The 18,230-nt window shown below is 72.1% G+C and carries 22 protein-coding genes; 11 read left to right on the forward strand and 11 right to left on the reverse strand.

The window, feature by feature from the left end; translation table 11 throughout:
- Positions 1–93 precede the first annotated feature (93 nt).
- The gene (locus tag AB0I79_RS15770) at positions 94–882 is read right to left on the reverse strand and encodes a hypothetical protein (RefSeq protein WP_357872655.1); all 789 of its coding nucleotides are present in this window, start codon (positions 880–882) and stop codon (positions 94–96) included.
- A 108-nt stretch (positions 883–990) separates the two neighbouring features.
- On the opposite strand from AB0I79_RS15770, the gene AB0I79_RS15775 reads away from it, so the two are divergent.
- From AB0I79_RS15775 to AB0I79_RS15785, 3 genes are all read left to right on the forward strand, one after another.
- Entirely contained in the window at positions 991–1,401 is a 411-nt protein-coding gene (locus tag AB0I79_RS15775) for a RidA family protein (protein WP_357872658.1), read from the forward strand.
- A gap of 76 nt (positions 1,402–1,477) precedes the next feature.
- On the forward strand, positions 1,478–2,119 hold the full coding sequence (locus tag AB0I79_RS15780) for a hypothetical protein (RefSeq protein ID WP_357872661.1): 642 nt from the start codon (positions 1,478–1,480) through the stop codon (positions 2,117–2,119).
- A 105-nt stretch (positions 2,120–2,224) separates the two neighbouring features.
- A complete protein-coding gene (locus AB0I79_RS15785) occupies positions 2,225–3,073 on the forward strand; it encodes an SDR family oxidoreductase (protein ID WP_357872664.1) in 849 nt (282 codons plus the stop codon).
- Positions 3,074–3,150: 77 nt separating this feature from the next.
- Here AB0I79_RS15785 and AB0I79_RS15790 read toward each other — a convergent pair whose 3' ends face one another.
- The 3 genes from AB0I79_RS15790 to AB0I79_RS15800 form a co-directional block, all read right to left on the reverse strand.
- On the reverse strand, positions 3,151–3,567 hold the full coding sequence (locus AB0I79_RS15790; RefSeq protein ID WP_357872666.1) for a VOC family protein: 417 nt from the start codon (positions 3,565–3,567) through the stop codon (positions 3,151–3,153).
- 69 nt (positions 3,568–3,636) lie between these two features.
- Positions 3,637–5,268 carry a serine/threonine-protein kinase gene (locus AB0I79_RS15795; protein ID WP_357872669.1) on the reverse strand — a complete coding sequence of 544 codons (1,632 nt, stop codon included), beginning with the start codon at positions 5,266–5,268 and terminating at the stop codon, positions 3,637–3,639.
- Positions 5,265–7,097, reverse strand: coding sequence for a serine/threonine-protein kinase (locus AB0I79_RS15800; protein ID WP_357872672.1), 1,833 nt, complete (start codon positions 7,095–7,097; stop codon positions 5,265–5,267). The genes AB0I79_RS15795 and AB0I79_RS15800 overlap by 4 nt, the downstream gene beginning before the upstream one ends.
- Before the next feature lie 126 nt (positions 7,098–7,223).
- Between AB0I79_RS15800 and AB0I79_RS15805 the strand changes: the two genes are divergently transcribed.
- On the forward strand, positions 7,224–7,919 hold the full coding sequence (locus AB0I79_RS15805; protein WP_357872675.1) for a class I SAM-dependent methyltransferase: 696 nt from the start codon (positions 7,224–7,226) through the stop codon (positions 7,917–7,919).
- A 146-nt stretch (positions 7,920–8,065) separates the two neighbouring features.
- Positions 8,066–8,182 carry an SEC-C metal-binding domain-containing protein gene (locus AB0I79_RS15810; protein ID WP_357873062.1) on the forward strand — a complete coding sequence of 39 codons (117 nt, stop codon included), beginning with the start codon at positions 8,066–8,068 and terminating at the stop codon, positions 8,180–8,182.
- Between the two features lie 189 nt (positions 8,183–8,371).
- Here the strand turns inward: AB0I79_RS15810 and AB0I79_RS15815 are convergent, their stop codons facing one another.
- Positions 8,372–8,884 carry a hypothetical protein gene (locus AB0I79_RS15815; RefSeq protein ID WP_357872678.1) on the reverse strand — a complete coding sequence of 171 codons (513 nt, stop codon included), beginning with the start codon at positions 8,882–8,884 and terminating at the stop codon, positions 8,372–8,374.
- 110 nt (positions 8,885–8,994) lie between these two features.
- Between AB0I79_RS15815 and AB0I79_RS15820 the strand changes: the two genes are divergently transcribed.
- Complete coding sequence (locus AB0I79_RS15820; protein WP_357872681.1) at positions 8,995–9,297, forward strand: YciI family protein; 303 nt, start codon at positions 8,995–8,997, stop codon at positions 9,295–9,297.
- On the opposite strand, the gene AB0I79_RS15825 is transcribed toward AB0I79_RS15820, so the two are convergent.
- Entirely contained in the window at positions 9,278–10,510 is a 1,233-nt protein-coding gene (locus tag AB0I79_RS15825; protein WP_357872684.1) for an ATP-binding protein, read from the reverse strand. The genes AB0I79_RS15820 and AB0I79_RS15825 overlap by 20 nt on opposite strands.
- Positions 10,507–11,163: a response regulator transcription factor gene (locus AB0I79_RS15830; RefSeq protein WP_357872686.1), complete on the reverse strand. Its 657-nt coding sequence runs from the start codon at positions 11,161–11,163 to the stop codon at positions 10,507–10,509. The genes AB0I79_RS15825 and AB0I79_RS15830 overlap by 4 nt, the downstream gene beginning before the upstream one ends.
- A 187-nt stretch (positions 11,164–11,350) precedes the next feature.
- On the opposite strand from AB0I79_RS15830, the gene AB0I79_RS15835 reads away from it, so the two are divergent.
- The 4 genes from AB0I79_RS15835 to AB0I79_RS15850 all read left to right on the forward strand — a co-directional run bounded on the left by AB0I79_RS15835 (position 11,351) and on the right by AB0I79_RS15850 (position 14,962).
- Complete coding sequence (locus AB0I79_RS15835) at positions 11,351–11,881, forward strand: hypothetical protein (protein WP_357872689.1); 531 nt, start codon at positions 11,351–11,353, stop codon at positions 11,879–11,881.
- Positions 11,881–13,011 carry a peptidoglycan-binding protein gene (locus AB0I79_RS15840; RefSeq protein WP_357872691.1) on the forward strand — a complete coding sequence of 377 codons (1,131 nt, stop codon included), beginning with the start codon at positions 11,881–11,883 and terminating at the stop codon, positions 13,009–13,011. Before AB0I79_RS15835 ends, AB0I79_RS15840 begins: the two co-directional genes overlap by 1 nt.
- Positions 13,008–13,712 carry an ABC transporter ATP-binding protein gene (locus AB0I79_RS15845; protein WP_357872694.1) on the forward strand — a complete coding sequence of 235 codons (705 nt, stop codon included), beginning with the start codon at positions 13,008–13,010 and terminating at the stop codon, positions 13,710–13,712. The genes AB0I79_RS15840 and AB0I79_RS15845 overlap by 4 nt, the downstream gene beginning before the upstream one ends.
- 74 nt (positions 13,713–13,786) lie before the next feature.
- Positions 13,787–14,962, forward strand: a complete 1,176-nt coding sequence (locus AB0I79_RS15850) for an ABC transporter permease (protein ID WP_357873064.1) — start codon at positions 13,787–13,789, stop codon at positions 14,960–14,962.
- Positions 14,963–14,992: 30 nt separating this feature from the next.
- Here AB0I79_RS15850 and AB0I79_RS15855 read toward each other — a convergent pair whose 3' ends face one another.
- Positions 14,993–15,433 carry a hypothetical protein gene (locus tag AB0I79_RS15855; protein WP_357872697.1) on the reverse strand — a complete coding sequence of 147 codons (441 nt, stop codon included), beginning with the start codon at positions 15,431–15,433 and terminating at the stop codon, positions 14,993–14,995.
- A 138-nt stretch (positions 15,434–15,571) separates the two neighbouring features.
- Here AB0I79_RS15855 and AB0I79_RS15860 point away from each other — a divergent pair, with 138 nt between their 5' ends.
- Entirely contained in the window at positions 15,572–15,898 is a 327-nt protein-coding gene (locus tag AB0I79_RS15860; RefSeq protein WP_357872700.1) for an STAS domain-containing protein, read from the forward strand.
- Between the two features lie 7 nt (positions 15,899–15,905).
- Here AB0I79_RS15860 and AB0I79_RS15865 read toward each other — a convergent pair whose 3' ends face one another.
- From AB0I79_RS15865 to AB0I79_RS15875, 3 genes are read right to left on the reverse strand one after another with little or no spacing between them, the layout of a single operon-like run.
- The gene (locus tag AB0I79_RS15865) at positions 15,906–16,418 is read right to left on the reverse strand and encodes a VOC family protein (RefSeq protein ID WP_357872703.1); all 513 of its coding nucleotides are present in this window, start codon (positions 16,416–16,418) and stop codon (positions 15,906–15,908) included.
- Positions 16,415–16,993 (reverse strand): YetF domain-containing protein, encoded by a 579-nt coding sequence (locus tag AB0I79_RS15870; RefSeq protein ID WP_357872706.1) that lies wholly within the window; start codon positions 16,991–16,993, stop codon positions 16,415–16,417. The genes AB0I79_RS15865 and AB0I79_RS15870 overlap by 4 nt, the downstream gene beginning before the upstream one ends.
- Complete coding sequence (locus tag AB0I79_RS15875; protein ID WP_357872709.1) at positions 16,990–17,964, reverse strand: rod shape-determining protein; 975 nt, start codon at positions 17,962–17,964, stop codon at positions 16,990–16,992. The genes AB0I79_RS15870 and AB0I79_RS15875 overlap by 4 nt, the downstream gene beginning before the upstream one ends.
- Positions 17,965–18,230 lie beyond the last annotated feature (266 nt).

Here is an 18,230-nt window from a genome sequence, read left to right on the forward strand (position 1 = left end):
AAAGTCACTTCTGTGGCACCGTAACGCCGGCGACGTCAGAGTTCAATGGTTTGACCGGCACCGGAGCCCTGCTCGCCGCGGTGCGGGAGCCTCCTACGCCTGGCGGCGGGGTCTGCGCAGGCGGAGGCCGACGACGGCGGCGAGCATGATCACGAGGCCGGTCAGCATCAGCGCCCGCCCGTCCGGGCCCGCCATTCCTCCGGCCCCGGTGTCGACCCCGCCGGACGGGATGTCGGTGGAGGTGACCGTGACGGTGCTGTCCGGCTCGCTGCCGCCGCCGTTCGTGTCCTCGTCCGAGCCGTCGTCCCCGGTGTCGTTCTCGGCGTCGGGAGTGGCGCTGTCGGAGGGGTCGGGGCTGGCCGAGCCGTCGGCGCCGGTGACGGTGAGCGGGTACTCCGTCCGTGAGCCCCTCACCTCGCACTCGACGAGGCGGTCCTGGGGCGTCAGGCCGAAGTTGACGGAGGCCGCGTGCACCGTGCCGGTGCCGGCCTTGCGCGGGGTGGTCGTCATCGTGGCCGTCGGGGGGATCGGGACGGGCTCGCCGGGGATGACCGTGCCGATGTCGGCGACGCCGGTGGCCGAGGTCAGGTCGTCGATGCCGCTGATCCCGGCGTACACGTACATGTTGAGCTCGCCCTCCATGCCCGTGGCGGGGGCCACCAGTTCCTTGCCCGTGACGAACACGCCGCTCCACCCGATCGTCATCGGCTGGCCCACGGTGGCCTGGGCGGGCACGGTCAGCTCGACGTCGAGGCTGACCTCCTGCTTCTCGCCCGTGGCAGCGGTGGTGCACTCGTACACCACGGGGGCGGCCGCCGCGGCCGGTGAGGCGGCGAACGGGAGGATCGTGGCGGCGGCTAAGACGGCCAGGTGGACACGCACGGCGACTCTCCCTTGAGCTGACGGTGCCTGAAGGATGGTATCGGCGCCGGCGGAAGTGGCGAAAAACTAGGAAGCTTCCCAGCTTGCCGAGTGAGAGGAAGAACAGTCATGACATCAGGTGTTCGACTTATTCGCAACGACCAGCTCACGCAGCAGGTCGACTACGCATATGCCGCCACCGTGGACGCCCCCGTACGCTCGATCTGGGTCGCGGGCGCCTGCCCCCTCGACCTCGACGGCAAGACGGTGGCCGTCGGCGACTACGCCGGGCAGGCCCATCAGGTGATGCGCAACCTCGTCACGGCCCTCGACGGGGCGGGAGCCTCGCTGACCGACGTCGTCAAGACCACCGTGTACGTGGCCTCCACCCGCCAGGCCGACCTGGTGACGGCCTGGGAGGTGTACCGGGAGTACATGGGGGAGCACGACGTCCCGAGCACGCTGCTCGGCGTCACGGTGCTCGGCTACCACGACCAGCTCGTCGAGGTCGAGGCGGTGGCGGTGATCGCTGGGTCATGACCGGTGGGAGGGTGAGCGGCTACGGGTTTCCCTCCGACACCTGTACGGTGAGTAAAGTGACTGCCACACTTTGTGCATGAGTATGTTTCGGTCGGCCGCGGGCCTGCCCGATCACGGGTGCGGCGCGCTCGGCAGGGTGGCGCACGGAGCGCTGACGGCACCGCTCGACTCTCGCGAGGCGCCTGGCCGGCCCAGGCTCTTCCTCGGCTACAACACGCTGCCGGACCCGCCGTTCCCGCTCGCGGGGTTCATCGAGTACGAGATGGACCCCAGGTTGGCGGAATACGACCTCGCCTCCATGCTGAGGTTCCTCGCCGAGTCCTTCCGGGCGCAGCCGGTGCCTCCGGAGGGCTCGTACGACGACGCGCACCGGCGCAGCGCGGCCGTGCTGCGGGTGGACGCCATGGTGATCGTCTTCTCGGGCCGGGCCTTCAGCCCCGAGCAGAGCCCGCCCGCCCGCGCCCTGTGGGAGAACCTCGCCGAGGGTTACTACCGCGAGGGCGATGCGGAGGCGTGCGCGGGCGCGCGGGAGGCGCTGGTGGGGCTGGGGGTGGATCGGGAGAACGACCGGGTGATCCTCATGGCCGAACGCGGCCCGGCCGGCGAGCACGCCCGGCCGGAGCGGGTGGGCGAGTCCCCGGAAGGAACGCTGTACGACCTGCTGGGCGAGCTGCTGGACGCCCAGTACCGGTGGACGCGCGCGGCTTTCGGCCTCTGAGCGGCGTCCTGCCGGAGGTCGCGCGGCGTTCGGGCGCTGGGTGGCGCCCCGCCGGTGGACGTGCGGCGTTCGGGCGCTGGGTGGCGCTCCGGCTAGGGTGCCGGTATGTCGTTCATCGTCACCACCGGTGCCACCGGGCGGCTGGGCGGCCGGGTCGCCGCGCTGCTCGCCGCCGCCGGTGCCGAGCAGCGGCTCGTCTCCCGGCATGCCGCCGACCGCGCCCCGCGTCTCGACCGCGCCACGGCCGCCGGCGCCTCGTACGGTGACCGTGCGGCGATGCGGGAGGCGCTCGACGGGGCCTCGACCGTGCTGTTCGTGTCGGCGTCGGAGAGCGAGGACCGCCTCGGCCAGCACCGTACGTTCGTGGACGTCGCCCGCGACGCCCGCGTCTCCCACCTCGTGTACGTCTCGTTCTACGGTGCGGCCCCCGACGCGACGTTCACGCTGGCACGCGACCACTGGGCGACCGAGCAGTACATCCGCGACAGCGGCCTGACCTTCACCTTCCTGCGCGACAACCTGTACGCCGACTTCCTGCCCGGCATGGCGGGCAGCGACGGCGTGATCAGGGGGCCGGCCGGGCAGGGGCGGGTGGCGGCCGTGGCGCAGGACGACATCGCCCAGGCGGCGGCCAACGTGCTGCTGGCGCCGAAGGAGCACGCAGGGGCCACCTACGACCTCACCGGGCCGCAGGCGCTGACCTTGGACGAGGTCGCCGCCCTGATCAGCGCGGCGACGGGGCGGGACGTCACCTACCACGCCGAGACGGTGCCGGAGGCCTACGCGTCCCGCGAGATCTACGGCGCGCCCCGATGGCAGGTGGAGGCGTGGGTGTCGACGTATCTCGCGATCGCGGCCGGGGAGCTCGAAGGGGTCAGCGGCGATGTTCCGGCGCTCACCGGACATCCGGCCACCAGCTTTGCGGAACTACTCGCAACAGGGTCATTTTCCTGATTTATCGGGATCGATTCTTCGAGTAATTCGCCGCGACGACATGCGGCCGGGCGCCAAATCTGCATGGGCCCGAAATCCTAGACGGCGAACACCTGTGAATCGTCCGCGAACGCCTTGAACTCCAGCGCGTTGCCCGCCGGGTCCAGCAGGAACATCGTCCACTGCTCGCCTGGCAGCCCCTCGAATCGCAGGTACGGCTCGATGACGAACGCGGTGCCGGCCGCGCGGAACCGGTCGGCCAGCTCATGAAATTCGGGAATTGTCAGGATCAGGCCGAAATGCGGGACCGGCACGTCGTGGCCGTCCACCGGGTTGTGCACCCGCTCGGCGCGCGCCGGGGCGAGGTGGGTGACGAACTGGTGGCCGTGCAGGTTCCAGTCGATCCAGCGGTCGGAGCTGCGGCCCTGGGCGCAGCCGATCAGGTCGCCGTAGAAGTGGCGGGCGGCGTCCAGGTCGTCCACGGGGATGGCGAGGTGGAAGCGGGGGAGTTCCATGCGGGGTTCCTTCCGGGTCGGTGATCACTTGAGTACCCGGGAGCGCGCACCCGTACGCCGTCCGCCCCCTCACCAGCCCTCGTCGAAGTCGCAGATCCTGACCGTGGTGCTCTTGCGGCTGGGGGTGGGGGTGACGACCTCGAAGACCACCTGGTACGTGCCGGCCTGCTTCCAGGTGATCGACGGGAGGAGGGGCCTGTCGGCGGAGGTGCCCTGCCGCCTGCCCTGGTTCTGGCCGTTGACCAGCCAGCGGTAGCTGTAGGTGCCGGAGGCGGTGACCTTGGCCCAGATGTTCGTGTCGGATCGCCAGCAGTCGCCCAGCCTGATGCCCTCGAAGGTGAACGCCACCGACTTCACGCCGCCCGCGCCGCCGGTCGTCGGCTTGGTGGTGGCCGGCCTGGTCGTCGTGGGTGTCCGCGCGGGCTCCGTGGTGGGGCTCTTCGTGCGTACGGAGGGGGTGGGGGTGGGGCGCGTCGCCGTCTTGCTGGGACGCAGGGGCTTGGCCGACTTCTTCGCCTTGCCGGCCGGGTGCGGGGTGGTGGGGGTGGCCTGCGTGGTGGTGATCGCGGCGGTGCTGGTGCCGTTGACGGGCGAGCCGGGCAGCAGGACCCACGCCGCCGCCGCGCCCCCGGTCACGACGACCGCCGTGCCGCCGGCCAGGAGCCCGGTGATCAGCCGGTCGCGGGACGCCCCGCGGACCGGGCCGGTGCTGGCATGGGAGATCGGCACCCGGCCGGCGGGCTGTTGCGTGGACTCGGCGGAGAACCCACGCGGAACACTGCCTGGAACGTGCGCCTGGCCCGGGCTGTCCGGGACGTACGCCCGGCCCGGGCGGCCCGGGATGTGCGCGTGGCCTGGGCCATCCGGGAGGTTTGCCTGTCCTGGGCCGCTCGGGGCGGGACCCTGGCCGGGGGCGTGGGAGGCGGGCACGTCCCTGAGGCCGGGGGCCGGAGCGCCGATGAGGCGGAACAGGACGTCCTGCATGGCGGGCCGGGCGGCGGGGTCCTTGGCCAGGCAGGCGTACACGATCGAGCGCAGCGGCTCCGGCACGCCCCCCAGGCGCGGCTCCTCGTACTGGATCCTCCTGAGCACCGCGGGCAGTGAGTCGTTGCCGAACGGCGGCGCGCCGGTGGCCGCGAACACCATCACCGAGCCCCACGCGAACACGTCCACCGCCGGCCCGGCGGGCGCGCCCAGGAACTGCTCGGGCGCCATGTACGCGGGCGTTCCCACGATCGTGCTGGTACGGGTCACCGCGTCGTCCATGGCCCGCGCGATGCCGAAGTCGATGACGCGCGGCCCGTCACGGCCGAGCAGCACGTTCGCCGGCTTGAAGTCGCGGTGCACGACTCCGGCCCGGTGGATGGCGGCCAGCGCGGTGGCCGTGGCGACGGCCAGGCGTTGCAGGTCCGCACCGGTGTGCACGCCGGCCTTCGCCAGGGAGGGGCCCTCGACGTACTCGGTCACGATGTACGGCCGCCCGCCCAGCGAGGCGTCCAGCACCTGCGCGATGCAGAACGGCTCCACCCGCCGCGCGGCGGCGATCTCCTTGGCGAACCGCCCGTCACCGGTCACCCCGTCGCGCAGCACCTTGATGGCGACCCGAGTGCCGTCGGGGGCCACGCCCAGGTACACCACTCCCTGGCCGCCCTCCCCGAGCAGTTCGACGACCCGGTACGGGCCGATGGCCTGGGGCGTCATGAGTAGTCGTCCAGGTCGCAGATGTCGATCGAGATGCTCTTGCTGGTGGTGGAGGGCGAGGTGACGCGCAGGGTGATCGTGTGGCTGCCCGCGTCCAGCATGTACTGGCCGGCCGTCACGAACGCCGTGTAGTCGTCCTCGGGGACCCAGGATCTGCGGCTCTCGCGGGTCTTGCCGTCCACGACCCAGGCATAGGAGACCCAGATGCCGGGCCGGGTGGACTCCACGTTGGTCTGGAAGTGGATCGGCGGCATGTAGCAGCCGTCGGCGTTCGACTGGCCCGGGCCGCCGAACAGCTCGATCTCCAGGATGCTGACCTTGGCGCCGGTGACCGGCTTCTTGGTGGTGCGGGTGGGGCTGGGGCTCTTCGTGGCCGTCGTCGGCGCGGTCGTCGCCTTCGGGGTGCTCTTCGGCGTGGGCGTCTGGGTGGGTCTTTGGGTCTTGCGGGTGGTCCTGCGCGGGCTCGGCGTCGCCGGCCGGTCCGTGGGCTTCTCCGTGGGGGAGGCCGATGGGCTCCGGGACGAGCTCGCGGTGGCGGGCGAGCCGGGGGAGACGGCGGCGAGCGACTCGGAGCCCGGCTCGCCCGTCCACGGAGCCAGCCAGATGGCCCCGCCTACCAGCGCCACCACCATGATCACGGCCACGCCGACGGCCACCGGCACACCGATCCGCCCCAGCGCTCCCCGCGAGGCCCGCCGTCGCCGCCCGGGCACCGGCCCGCCGCCACCCGGCATCGGCCCCGGGTACGGTCCCGGCATCGGGCCGGCGTGCGGTCCCGGCATCGGGCCGGCGTGCGGTCCAGGCGCCAGGCCGGCACCGGGCGCGGATCCCGGCCCGGCACCCGCCTCGCGCATCGACCCAGGCACAGGGCCAGGTCCCTGAGCGTGCACCCCCGTCGGCCCGAGCGGGAACCCGGAGCCGTGCGTAGGCATCCCCGTCGGCCCGAGCGGGCCTCCCGCGGCCGGACCGGCCCCGGCGGCGGAGCCGGGCGCCGCCCCGAAGGCCGCGCCGGGATGCCGCGGCCCCGGCCCAGGTGCCGCGTTCTGGCCGCTCAGCAGCCGCAGGAGCACATCGCGCATGCCAGGACGCCGGTGCGGGTCCTTGGCCAGGCACTCGTACACGACCGACCGGAGCGGCTGTGCCAGCTCACCGAGCTGGGGTTCGTTGTGCAGGATCCGGTTGATGATCGCGGGCAACGTGTCCTGCCCGAACGGCGGCGTCCCCGTGCCCGCCCACACCATCACGGACGCCCACGCGAACACGTCCGCCGCCGGCCCCACCGGCTGTCCCGCGAGCTGCTCGGGCGCCATGTACGCGGGTGTCCCGACGACGCCGCTGGTATGCGTGACGCCGTCGTCCAGGGCCCTGGCGATGCCGAAGTCGATGACGCGCGGGCCGCCGGGCCCGAGCAGCACGTTCGCGGGCTTGAAGTCGCGGTGCACGATGCCCGCCTGGTGGATGGCGGCCAGCGCGGTGGCCGTGGCGACGGCCAGGCGTTGCAGGTCGGCCCCGGTGTGCCGGCCGGCCTGCTGGAGGGACGGCCCTTCGACGTACTCGGTCACGATGTACGGCCGAGGCCCGCTCAGCGAGGCGTCGAGCACCTGCGCGATGCAGAACGGCTCCACCCGCCGGGCCGCCTCGATCTCCTTGGCCAGCCGCTCGCCGAACCCGGCCTGCCCCTCGCGCAGCACCTTGACCGCCACGGCCCGCCCGTCGGGCGCCTGCCCGAGGTAGACGGTGCCCTGCCCGCCGGAGCCGAGCCGGCCGAGCAGTCGATAGGCCCCTGCCGCCGCCGGGTCGTCCTCCCACAGCGGTTCCAGATGCGCCATGAGAGAAGTGACTCCTGAGACGGGTGCGGTGGATCTTACGTACGATAGCGACCCGTATCAGGATTTGTAGTGAAGTCGAGTACTTGTCCTAAATCCTCCCGGTAGTTCGGCAGCGAGGAGTCAGAAATGCACCTGACCACGGACGCCGAGCTGGAGCGGTCGACGGTGGTCGCCAACAACCTCATGAACCGCGAACGCCGCCTCCCCGGCTACAACCGCGAGCTCGGCATCGACGTCCCGGCCGTCCTGCGCCGCACCGCGACCACCAGACCCGCCCGCTGGCTCGACCTGTGCTGCGGCGCCGCGTACGCCCTCGGCGAGGCCACCCACCTCCTCGGCCGGGACGCCGAGATCGTCGGCGTGGACCTGGTCGGCTTCTTCGCCTGCCGCCCCGACCCCCCGCGCCTCCGCCTCGTCACGGCCTCCGCCACCACCTGGCACCCGGACGCCCCCTTCGACCTCATCACCTGCGTGCACGGCCTCCACTACATCGGTGACAAGCTCACCCTCCTGGCCAGGATCACCACCTGGCTGGCCGAGGACGGCCTCTTCGTCGCCAACTTCGACGCCGGCAGCGTCCGCCTGGCGGACGGCACCCCGGCGGGCCGCCGCCTCACCTCCGCCCTCCGCTCCCAGGGCCTGGCGTACGACGCGCGGACGAAGAGAATCCGCTGCACCGGCCCCCGCACCCTCGACCTCCCCTACCGCTACCTCGGCGCCGACGACCAGGCCGGCCCCAACTACACCGGCCAGCCCGCCGTCGACTCCTACTACGCACCGGAAAAACCGGTCGCGCCCCGGCGCACCGGCGACCTATCGTGACCTCCGTTCACCACGGACCGAGGAGGCCCGCCATGCACCGCGACGAGATGTCCTTTTGAGCTGACCAGCAAGCGCCGCAAGGGGTTCCCCTTAGCGAGACGCACGTCAAGCGCGGCGACCGCAGCACCGGCCGCGGCAAGGAGCTGATCGAGAAGCTCGGCGGCAACGACCCGTGCCCCTGCGGCTCCGGGCGCCGCTTTCCGCCGCTGCTGCCGCCCCACCGGCCGCTACGACGACACCCTCGGCCACTACTACGTCCGTGACCGCCCGTGAGCCGATTCTGTCGGTGGCTCCTGGCAAGGTGGCCTTCCTCGGCCCGCGTCCCCTCCCGCAGGGGCGTGGGCCGGAAGGCCGCGAGCCGGAAAGGGGTGTGCCGACATCTTCTCGCCACTGGCGATCCGCGATGTCCGCCCGCAGCGGCTCCGGCAGAGGGTCCGTCTTCGGGCGCGGGGTCACCTCGGGCGGATCTTGAGGATCATTCGCTTGCTGCCCAGCGGCGTCATCTCGATGTGGACGTCCGCCGTGCTGACGGATCCTGAGCCGCCCACGTAGCCGTGCATCCCGCCGTCGCCGTCGGCGGTGGCGAAGTACAGCGTCTGCTTGGCGACCCGCTGCACGTGGAACGCCTTGATGTCGTACTTGGCGGCGAACCGGATCGTGTCCCCGCCCTTCACCTCGACCTCGCACCGGAGGTCCTGGCACGCCGAGAGCTTCCGCCCGTCCGCGGCCTTCGTGACCTTAGGGGTCGCCGAAGCCGAAGCCGAAGGCGTCGAGGAGGGGGAGGGGGAGGGGGAGGGGGTGGGGGACGTGGTGGTGGCCGGGGGGTGGGAGGTGGAGGGTGGAGGTGTCGTGGATGCCGCCGGCGTCCCGCTGCCGCAGCCCGCCACCAGCAGCACGACCCCTACCCCGACTGCCCCGACCCCCACCAGCGCCGCACCGTACCGGGAGGAAAGCGTGAGATGCATGGCCTCGTTCTCCTGCGCATCGATGGGAGTACCGTCTGTCACGACGAACCCTGCCAGCACGAGCGCGGGACCCTTCCCGGCCACCTCTATATATAAGGAGGAATGACGACATGCTGCACGTGCTCCTCGTCCGCTACACCGCCCCTCCCGACGAGGTGACCCCGCACGTGCCAGGTCACGTGGCCTACCTGGAGCGGCACCACGCCGACGGCACGTTCCTGCTGTCGGGCCAGACGGTTCCCGACGATCTCGGCGGCGTCATCCTGGCCACCGGACCGCGGGAGCGGGTGGAGCGCGTGGCGGCAGGTGACCCGTTCGCGGTGGCGGGCGTGGCGGCGTACGAGATCGTCACCGTGGACCCGGGGCGGCTGCACGAGGACCTGCGCGAGCTGCTCACCACGAAGGGCCGGTGACCCGCGGCAGCGACGCGGCCACGATCAGGCCGCCGCCCTCCCGGGGCCGCGCCCGCACGTCGCCACCGTGGGCGACGGCCACCGACCGCACGATCGACAGCCCCAGCCCGGCGCTGGTCCCGGTCACGGCGCGCTCGCCCGCCTGCCGGTGGAACGGCTTGAACAGCAGCGGCACGTCGTACGGCGGCACGGCCGGCCCGGTGTTGCTGACCTCCACCTCCACCCTGTCCCCCGACACGGTACGGCTGACGACCCGCACCCACCCGGTGCCGTCGTCGAGGTTGTACCGGATGCCGTTCTCCACCAGGTTGTGCACGAGCCGTTCGAGCAGCAGCGCGTCGCCGGTGGTCGGGGCGGGGGCGACGACCTCGTACACGCTGACCTTGGCGTCGGCGGCCTGATCGGCGGCCTGGGCGGCCACGTGGGTGACGATGTCGGCCAGGTCCACGGGCGAGCGGTCGGCGATCTCCTGCTCGGATCTGGCGAGCAGCAGCAGGCCGCTGATGAGGCGCTCGTGGCGGGCGTTGATCTCCAGCAGGCTCTCGCCCAGCTCCTTGACGTCGTGGGAGGCCGTACGGCGGTGCATGGCCAGCTCGACCAGCGCCCGGTTGAGCGTCAGCGGCGTGCGCAGCTCGTGGGAGGCGTTGGCCACGAAGCGGCGCTGCCCGTCGAAGGAGTGGTCGAGCCGCTCCACCATGGTGTCGAACGTGTCGGCCAGGTCCTTGACCTCGTCCGCGGGCCCGCGCAGCGCGATCCGTTCGTGCAGGCCGCGCTCGGCCATGGGAGCGGCGGCGATCTTGCGTGCGGTCGCGGTGACCAGGTGCAGCGGGGCCAGCACCCGGCCGGCCACCCACCAGCCCAGCGCCACGGCCGCGCCGCCGACCACGACGAGCGCGATCGCCCCCTGGACGAGCAGCGAGGTCAGGGCGAGGTCGCGCAGCTCCTGCTGCTGCTGCCACAGCCACTCGACCGCGGCGTCGCCGTACAGCGTGACCCCGTCCTGCTTGATGAAGAGCTGCTTGACCCGGCCGGGCTCCGCCGGGGTGGCGTACCGGTCGTCGAAGGTTCGTACGAGCTGCTGGTTGAACAGCAGGTACGTGACAGCGAGCAGCACCAGCCCGGCCAGGAAGAAGACGGCCCCGTACACGAGCGTGAGCCGCAGCCGCAGCGTGGGCCGCACCCGGCTGCGCAGTGACGACGGCAGGAGGTTCACGCGATCCGGTACCCCACTCCCGCGACGGTCTCCACGATCGGCGGGTCGGCCAGCTTGCGGCGCAGCTTGAGGATGGTGAGCCGGACCGCTCCGGTGAACGGGTCGGCGTTCTCGTCCCACGCCTTCTCCAGGAGCTGTTCGGCGGAGACGACGTTGCCGTCGGCCCGCAGCAGCTCGGCCAGGACGGCGAACTCCTTCTTCGACAGCGGGACGAACCGCCCGTTCCTGAACACCTCCCGCCGCGCGGGGTCGAGGGTGATCCCGGCCCGCCGCAGCACGGGCGGCGCGGCCGGCCGGGAGCGCCGGCCCAGCGCCAGCACCCTGGCGGCCAGTTCGGGGAAGGCGAACGGCTTGGTCAGGTAGTCGTCGGCCCCCATGGACAGCCCGGTCACCCGGTCGTCGAGCTGCGCGGCGGCGGTGAGCATCAGCACCCGCGCGTCGCAGTCGGAGGCCACCATCTCCCGGCAGACCTCGTCGCCGTGCACGCGCGGCAGGTCCCGATCCAGCACGACCACGTCGTAGTCGTTGACCGCGATCCGCTCCAGCGCCGCCTCGCCGTCGTGTGCCAGATCGACCGCGTGCGTCTCCTCGCGCAGCCACTCGGCAATCGCGTCGGCGAGCATCGGCTCGTCCTCAACCACCAGCACCCGCATCGCGCACCCCAGGCCTTTCCATCCGCTTACAGAGCCGAGTGTGGCGGAGGCGGCATTTGCTCCGAATAAGCCCGCGACATGAACCCGCGACGGCCGTGGACGTGGAAACGCTGAGGAAACACCGCCCCCTATTGCATCTCCCATCGAACGACGTTCATCCGACGGTTCATTCGACGAGGAGAGCTTCATGCGACGACGAGTCTTCAGCGCGCTGGTCACGGCACCGTTCGCGCTCACCCTGGTCCTGACCGGCTGCGGTTCGGGCGACGGTGGCGGGTCGGACGTGGCCTCGGTGACGGGCACCGGCACCGGCAGCCAGGCCGCCAGCGCCAAGCCGAGCGAGGATCCGCAGGCGAAGGGCCTCAAGTTCGCCCAGTGCATGCGCGAGAACGGCATCGACATGCCGGACCCCGACCCCGACGGCAGGGTGATGATGAAGTTCGACAAGAACACGCCGCAGGAGAAGGTCCAGGCGGCCCAGGAGGCGTGCAAGCAGTACGCCCCGAGCGGCACGCGCCAGGGCGGCGGCGACCCCAAGCAGGCCGAGAACATGCGCAAGCTCGCCCAGTGCATGCGCGACAACGGCGTCGAGGCCTATCCCGACCCCGAGGGCAACATGATGCGCATCACCCCCGAGGTCGGCGAGGACCCCGACTTCAAGGCCGCGCAGGAGAAGTGCCAGAAGGAGTCCGCTGAGGCCGGCATGGGAGGTTCTTGATGGGTATGGCCACCATCGACGGAAAGGCGGAGCCGGAGGCCACGCCTCCCCGGCAGCGCCGCCGCCGCGGCAGGGGCAAGCTGGTGGCCGGGCTCCTGATCGCAGTGGTGGCGGTGGGCGGCGGGTTCGTCGCGGTCAACAGCACCGGCCTGCTGGAGGGCGGCGCCGGCCCGACCAGATCGGCCAGCGCCCTGCCCCCGGCCACCGCCACGGTGGCCAGGCAGACCCTGAACGACACCAGGGACGCCGACGGCGAGCTCGGCTACGGCCCTGTGACCACGGCCGTGAGCCGCGCGCCGGGCACGATCACGTGGCTGCCCGAGAGCGGCGCGACGGTCACGCGCGGGAAGTCGCTGTACCGGCTCGACAACGACCCCGTGACCCTCATGTACGGCGACACGCCCGCCTACCGCGACCTGAAGATCGGCGTGGAGGGCAAGGACGTGGAGAACCTGGAGCGCAACCTCAGCAAGCTCGGCTACGACGGCTTCACGGTGGACGACGAGTTCACCTACGACACCTACGAGGCCGTGGTGGAGTGGCAGGAGGATCGCGGCCTGGAGGAGACCGGGGTCGTCAAGCTGGGCCAGGTCGTCTTCGCCGACGGCAAGGTGCGGGTGGAGAGCGTCGAGGCCGAGGAGGGCCAGCCGGCCCAGCCGGGTCAGAAGGTGCTGACGTACACGGGCACGTCCAAGGTGATCACGGTGCAGCTGGAGGCCGAGGATCAGCGGATGGCCAGGAAGGGGGCCAGGGTCGAGGTCACGCTGCCGGACGGCAAGAGCGTGAAGGGCAAGGTCACCGAGGTGGCCACGGTCATCGTGCCGGGTGAGGGGCAGGAGGAGCCGGACACGCGGGTGGAGGCGCTGGTCTCGATCGGGAACGCGAAGTCGGCCAAGGGGCTGGACAAGGCGTCGGTGGACGTGACGTTCACGGCCTCGCAGCGCAAGAACGTGCTGACGGTGCCGGTGGCGGCGCTGGTGGCGCTGCAGGAGGGCGGGTTCGGCCTGGAGGTCGTCGAGGGCGGCACGTCCCGGTACGTCGCGGTCGAGACGGGGCTGTTCGCCGGGGGCAAGGTCGAGGTGTCGGGGGACGGGCTGCGTGAGGGCATGACCGTGGGGATGCCGAAATGACGGGCTATCCCATGATCGCTCTGCAGGAGGTGTCGAGGACGTATCCGGGCGGGGTGGCGGCGCTGAAGGGGGTGTCGCTGCGGATCGGCCACGGCGAGCTGGTGGCGATCGTGGGCCCGTCCGGGTCGGGCAAGTCGACCATGCTGAACGTCGTCGGCACCCTGGACCGGCCGTCGTCGGGGACGATCCACATCGACGGGTACGACGTGTCGAAGCTGTCGGACAACCAGCTGTCGGCGTTGCGGGCGACCACGATCGGGTTCGTCTTCCAGTCCTTCCATCTGGCCGCGAAGGTGCCGGCGCTGGACAACGTGGCGGACGGCCTGATCTACACCGGCCTGAGCAGGGCCGAGCGGCGCCGCCGCGCGGCAGCGGCGCTGAAGAGGGTGGGGCTGGAGCATCGCATGGACCACGAGCCGCACGAGCTGTCAGGTGGTGAACGGCAGCGCGTGGCCATCGCCAGGGCGGTCGCGGGTGACCCGCCGCTGCTGCTGGCCGACGAGCCCACCGGGGCCCTGGACTCCGTCTCGGGCACGGGGGTGATGGAGCTGCTGCACGAGCTGAACGCGGGCGGCACGACCATCGTGATCATCACGCATGACCGGGAGATCGCCGCCAGCCTGCCCCGGCAGGTACGGATGCGTGACGGCGAGATCATCTCCGACTCGGCGCGAGAGCCCGCGGAATCCGGGGTGGCGTGATGACGGTCACCGAGCGGCCCATCGAGCCTCCCGTCGAGCGGCCCGTCGAGCGGCCCCGGTTGTCCCCGGCCCGGATGCGGTCGGCCGACGTGATGCGGGTGGGCGCGGTCGGCCTGCGCACCCGGCCGCTGCGGGCGTTCCTGTCGGCGCTGGGCATCGCCATCGGCATCGCGGCCATGGTGGGCGTGGTCGGGCTCTCATCATCGTCGGGGGCCGAGCTCGACCGCCAGCTGTCGGCGCTGGGCACGAACCTGCTCACCCTCTCCTCGGGGTCCACGATCACGGGTGAGGCCGCCCAGATGCCGAAGGACGCCGAGGCGATGATCGAGCGGATCGGGCCGGTGGAGGCGGTCTCGTCCATCGGCAAGGTGGGCGAGGCCAAGGTCTACCGCTCGGAGCAGATCCCGGAGGCCCAGACCGGCGGGCTCACCGCGTACGCGGCCCGCCTCGACCTGCCCGCCACCGTGGGCGCGACCCTGCGCAGCGGAGCCTGGCTGAACGCGGCCACCGAACGCTACCCGGCCGCTGTGATCGGCTCGCTGACCGCCGAGCGGCTCGGCATCGGCGCGGCGGGCCCGGACACCCAGATCGTCGTCGGCGGCGTGCGGTTCACGGTCGTCGGCGTCCTGGAGCCCGTGGCGCTGGCCGCGGAGCTGGACAGCGGCGTGCTCGTCGGCTGGCCGGTGGCGGAGGAGCGGCTGGGTTTCGACGGCCACCCGACCACGCTCTACACCCGCTCGGAGGAGGCCAAGCTGGAGTCGGTACGCCAGGTGCTGGCGGGCACGGCCAACCCGGAGGCGCCGAACGAGGTGGACATCTCCCGCCCGTCCGACGCGCTGGCGGCCAAGCAGGCCACCAGCCAGGCGTTCGCCAACCTGCTGCTGGGCGTGGGCGCGGTGGCCCTGCTCGTGGGCGGGGTCGGCGTGGCCAACACGATGGTCATCTCGGTCCTGGAGCGCCGCGCGGAGATCGGCCTGCGCCGCTCGCTCGGGGCGACCAGGGGGCAGATCAGGACGCAGTTCCTGGCCGAGTCGCTGCTGCTGTCGGCGCTGGGGGGCACCGGCGGCGTCCTGCTGGGGACGGCGGTGACGATGGGGTACGCGCTCTACAGCGGCTGGCCCTCGGTCGTGCCGGCCTGGGCCACGGTCGGCGGCCTGGCCGCGACCCTGCTCATCGGCGCCGTCGCCGGCCTCTACCCGGCCATCCGCGCCTCCCGCCTGTCCCCGACCGAGGCCCTGTCCACGCCGTAGCCGCAGGGAGCCGAGTAGCCGCCCGGGCGGCTACTCGGCCGCGTAGCAGGTCGTCTTGCCCACCACCCGGACCCCGGCCTTCTCCCCGGAGAGCACGGTCAGCTCGAACTCCAGCCGGGTCCGGGGGTTGCGCAGCACCGCCACGCCCTGGTCGTGGTCCCGCAGGTCGAGATCGTCGACGACCTTGTCGTAGCCGAGTGCCCGCAACCGCTCCAGCAGCCCGTCCGTCGCTTCAGCCAGGTCGCTTTCCGCCTGGACGAAATGCCGTAACTGCCCAGGGACGCAGGTGTCGTCGTCGGCCCGCCGCACGGACGACAGATGCAGCTCGGTGGCCCTGACCAGCTCACCGGCGTCGGCGTCGAGCTGCCTGCTGGCCGCTTCCAGGGTGGGCGGCTCGGACGCGGCCGTGCACGCCGTAACCGCCGCGACACAGAAGAGCATCGCGGACAGGGCGTGTCGGCGGGCGCGCACGAGGGGACCCTATCGAAGATCACCGCTAGCTAACGAGTGAATCACGCAAAAAGCACGGCAGTGTCACCTCGCATCGGCATAAACCGGTTCTTTCAGGGCAGATTGCCACCTTGTATGGCAGGCAGCCCCCGGAGCCGGATGACCTTCGAAACAGATGAGCGAGCACGCGTCACCCTCGTTCCGCACCCCTTCGGCCTGCGCATCACCGGCGAGATCGACCGCGGCAACCGTCACCTGCTCGCCGGCGCCCTCGGCTGGGCCCTCCTGGCGGGCAGCCACGACATCCGCCTCGACCTGTCCGGCCTGACCTTCATCGACGTGGCGGGCATGCGCCTCATCATCGTCGCCGCCGCGCGATTACCCGCGGACCGCGAGCTGATCCTCGACCCGATCTCGCCCGTGGTCCGCCGCGTCCTTTCCCTGACCGGCTGGGAGCAGGCTCCCGGCCTGCGCGTTCGCCTCTGACCCTGGGTCAGGGCCGCCACCGCCGCTGGTCCGTCTCCTTCTCGTACGGCTGCGCGTCCGGATACGTCAGCAGCTCCACCGTCCCGCCCCAGGGCATCCGGCAGTAGACGAACCGGTTGCGCTCGCCCGCCTCGGGCCCCGGCAGCGGCACCGGCTCCGACAGCCGGACCCCGCCCGCCTCAGCGACCAGGCGCAACGCCTCGTCCAGGTCGTCCACGTACAGGGCGACGTGCTGCCACCCGAGGTCGCACGGCAGCGCGGCCCCGCCCTGCCGCGGCCCGCTGAACTCGAACAGCTCGATCCCCGGCCCGTTGGGCAGGCGCAGCATGCGCACCGCGACCTCGGCCGTGCCCTGCGGCACCCCGAGCCGCCGCTCGGTCGCCCAGCCGCCCTTGGGGCCTTGCGCGCGGGGGAGGGTGTCGTAGAGCACCTCGGCGCCGAACGCGCGGGCGAAGAACTCGGTGGCCGCGTCGAGGTCGGGCACCGTCACCCCGACGTGGTCGATGCCGCGGACGGTCATGCGCTGCCTCCTGTTCTGGCCAGGGCGTCGAGCTTGCGCTCGATGCGGTCGAGCCGGGTACGCAGCTCCGCCACGTCACCCCGCTCGGCGGTCTCCTCGTCGGGCCGCAGCCTGACCAGCACGGCGCCGCCGGGCTCCAGCCGCACCAGGCTCGTGTCGGCCACGCTCGTACCGCCTCTGAGCTGGATCGCCACGTCGACATCGGCCTGCCGCACGCCCAGCCGCCGCAGCGCCGCGTGCACGTAACCCCCGTCGCGGGCCAGCACGATCGGGCTGCCCTCGACCAGCCTGCCGATCGCCGGCACCGTCGCCGCGAGCCGCACCACGACCGCGTTCACCGCCATCAGGATCACCAGCCCGGCCAGGCCGCCGGCCAGCGAGTCGTCAGGCCCGATGATCGCGTTCTGCACGACGTTGCTCATCAGCAGCATGACCACGAAGTCGAAGTTGTTGAGCTGGGCGATGCCCCGCTTGCCGCCGATGCGCAGCAGCGCCGCCACGGTCACGTACACCGCGACGGTCCTGACGGCCTTGTCGGCGAGTGAGACCCCGCTGTGGAACAGGTCGTCGATCATGTACGGCCGCCACGGAGCCTCCCGATCAGGCCCAGCTCGTCCACGCACCGGCCCAGCCCCAGCGCCACGCACTCCAGCGGGCGCTCCGCCCTGCGCACGGGCATGCCCAGCGTCTCCCGCAGCCGCCGCCCGAGCCCGCGCAGCAGCGATCCGCCGCCGACGAGCACCGCGCCGTGCTCTCCGAGGTCGGCGGCCAGCTCGGCCGGGCAGCGCTCCACCGTCTCCATCGCCGCCCGCGCGATCGACTCGACCGGCTGCCCGGTGGCCTCGAAGATGTGCTGGACGGGCAGCGTCAGCTCCCGCTCGCGGCCGGTGCCGGGGTCGCGGGCCCGCACGACGACGTGCCCGTCGTGCGCGTGCCGCTTGGCCGACTCGGCCTCGCGGTCGTCGAGCTGCAGCCCGTGCTCGCGCTCCACGAAGCGGGCGATGGCCCTGTTCACGGCCTGCCCGCCGTACGGCACCGAGCCGGTCGCCACCACGGACTCGCCGGACAGCACGGCGATCCGCGCGGCGTCGCGGCCGATGTCGATCACCATGTGCCCGGTGCGGTCGGCGGGTGAGATGCCCGAGCCGAGCGCCACGGCCAGCGCGTGCGGGACCAGGTGCACGGTCCTGGCGTCCGCCTCGTACGCGATGTCCTGCAGCGCCTCGCGGTCGATCGGGGTGGAGTCGCAGGGCAGCGCCATGACCAGGCGCGGCCTGGCGTACGGGTGCCAGTGCACCTTGCGCAGGAAGTGCCGGATCATGCGCCGGGCGAGCTCGGCGTCGGCAGGCAGCCCGCCGCTGACCGGCCAGTGGGTGTGCCCGCCGGAGTCGGCGGCGGCCTCCGCGCCGTACCCGACGATCTTGCCCGTGCGGTCGTCGCACATGACGACCGAGGGCTCGTCGAGCACGATGCCCTTGCGTTTGACGTAGATCCGCGTGCTCGCCGCTCCCAGATCCATCGCCAGGTCACGACCGAGGAGTCTCATCGCGGGATTACTTTCCGGATCCGTTCCAACACAACACCACGAACGGAACGGATCCCCTTTACCTGTTACCCCTGGAACTGTGATCGACGAAGACCGCGAGGCCGAGCGTTACGACGCGGCCCGCGGCGGGCCGGTCCGGTCGTCGCCGGGGCGGCCCGGCACGGGCTGCGGCCGGGCGGCGAGTCGCGGTTCGCCGGCCACGGGCAGGGCCGCTCGGGCGGTCCCGGCCCGGTCTTCCGCTTGCTGTCTTTCACCGCGCAGTGAGC

The sequence above is a fragment of the Nonomuraea sp. NPDC050202 genome (assembly GCF_040656115.1).
Lineage (GTDB): Bacteria > Actinomycetota > Actinomycetes > Streptosporangiales > Streptosporangiaceae > Nonomuraea.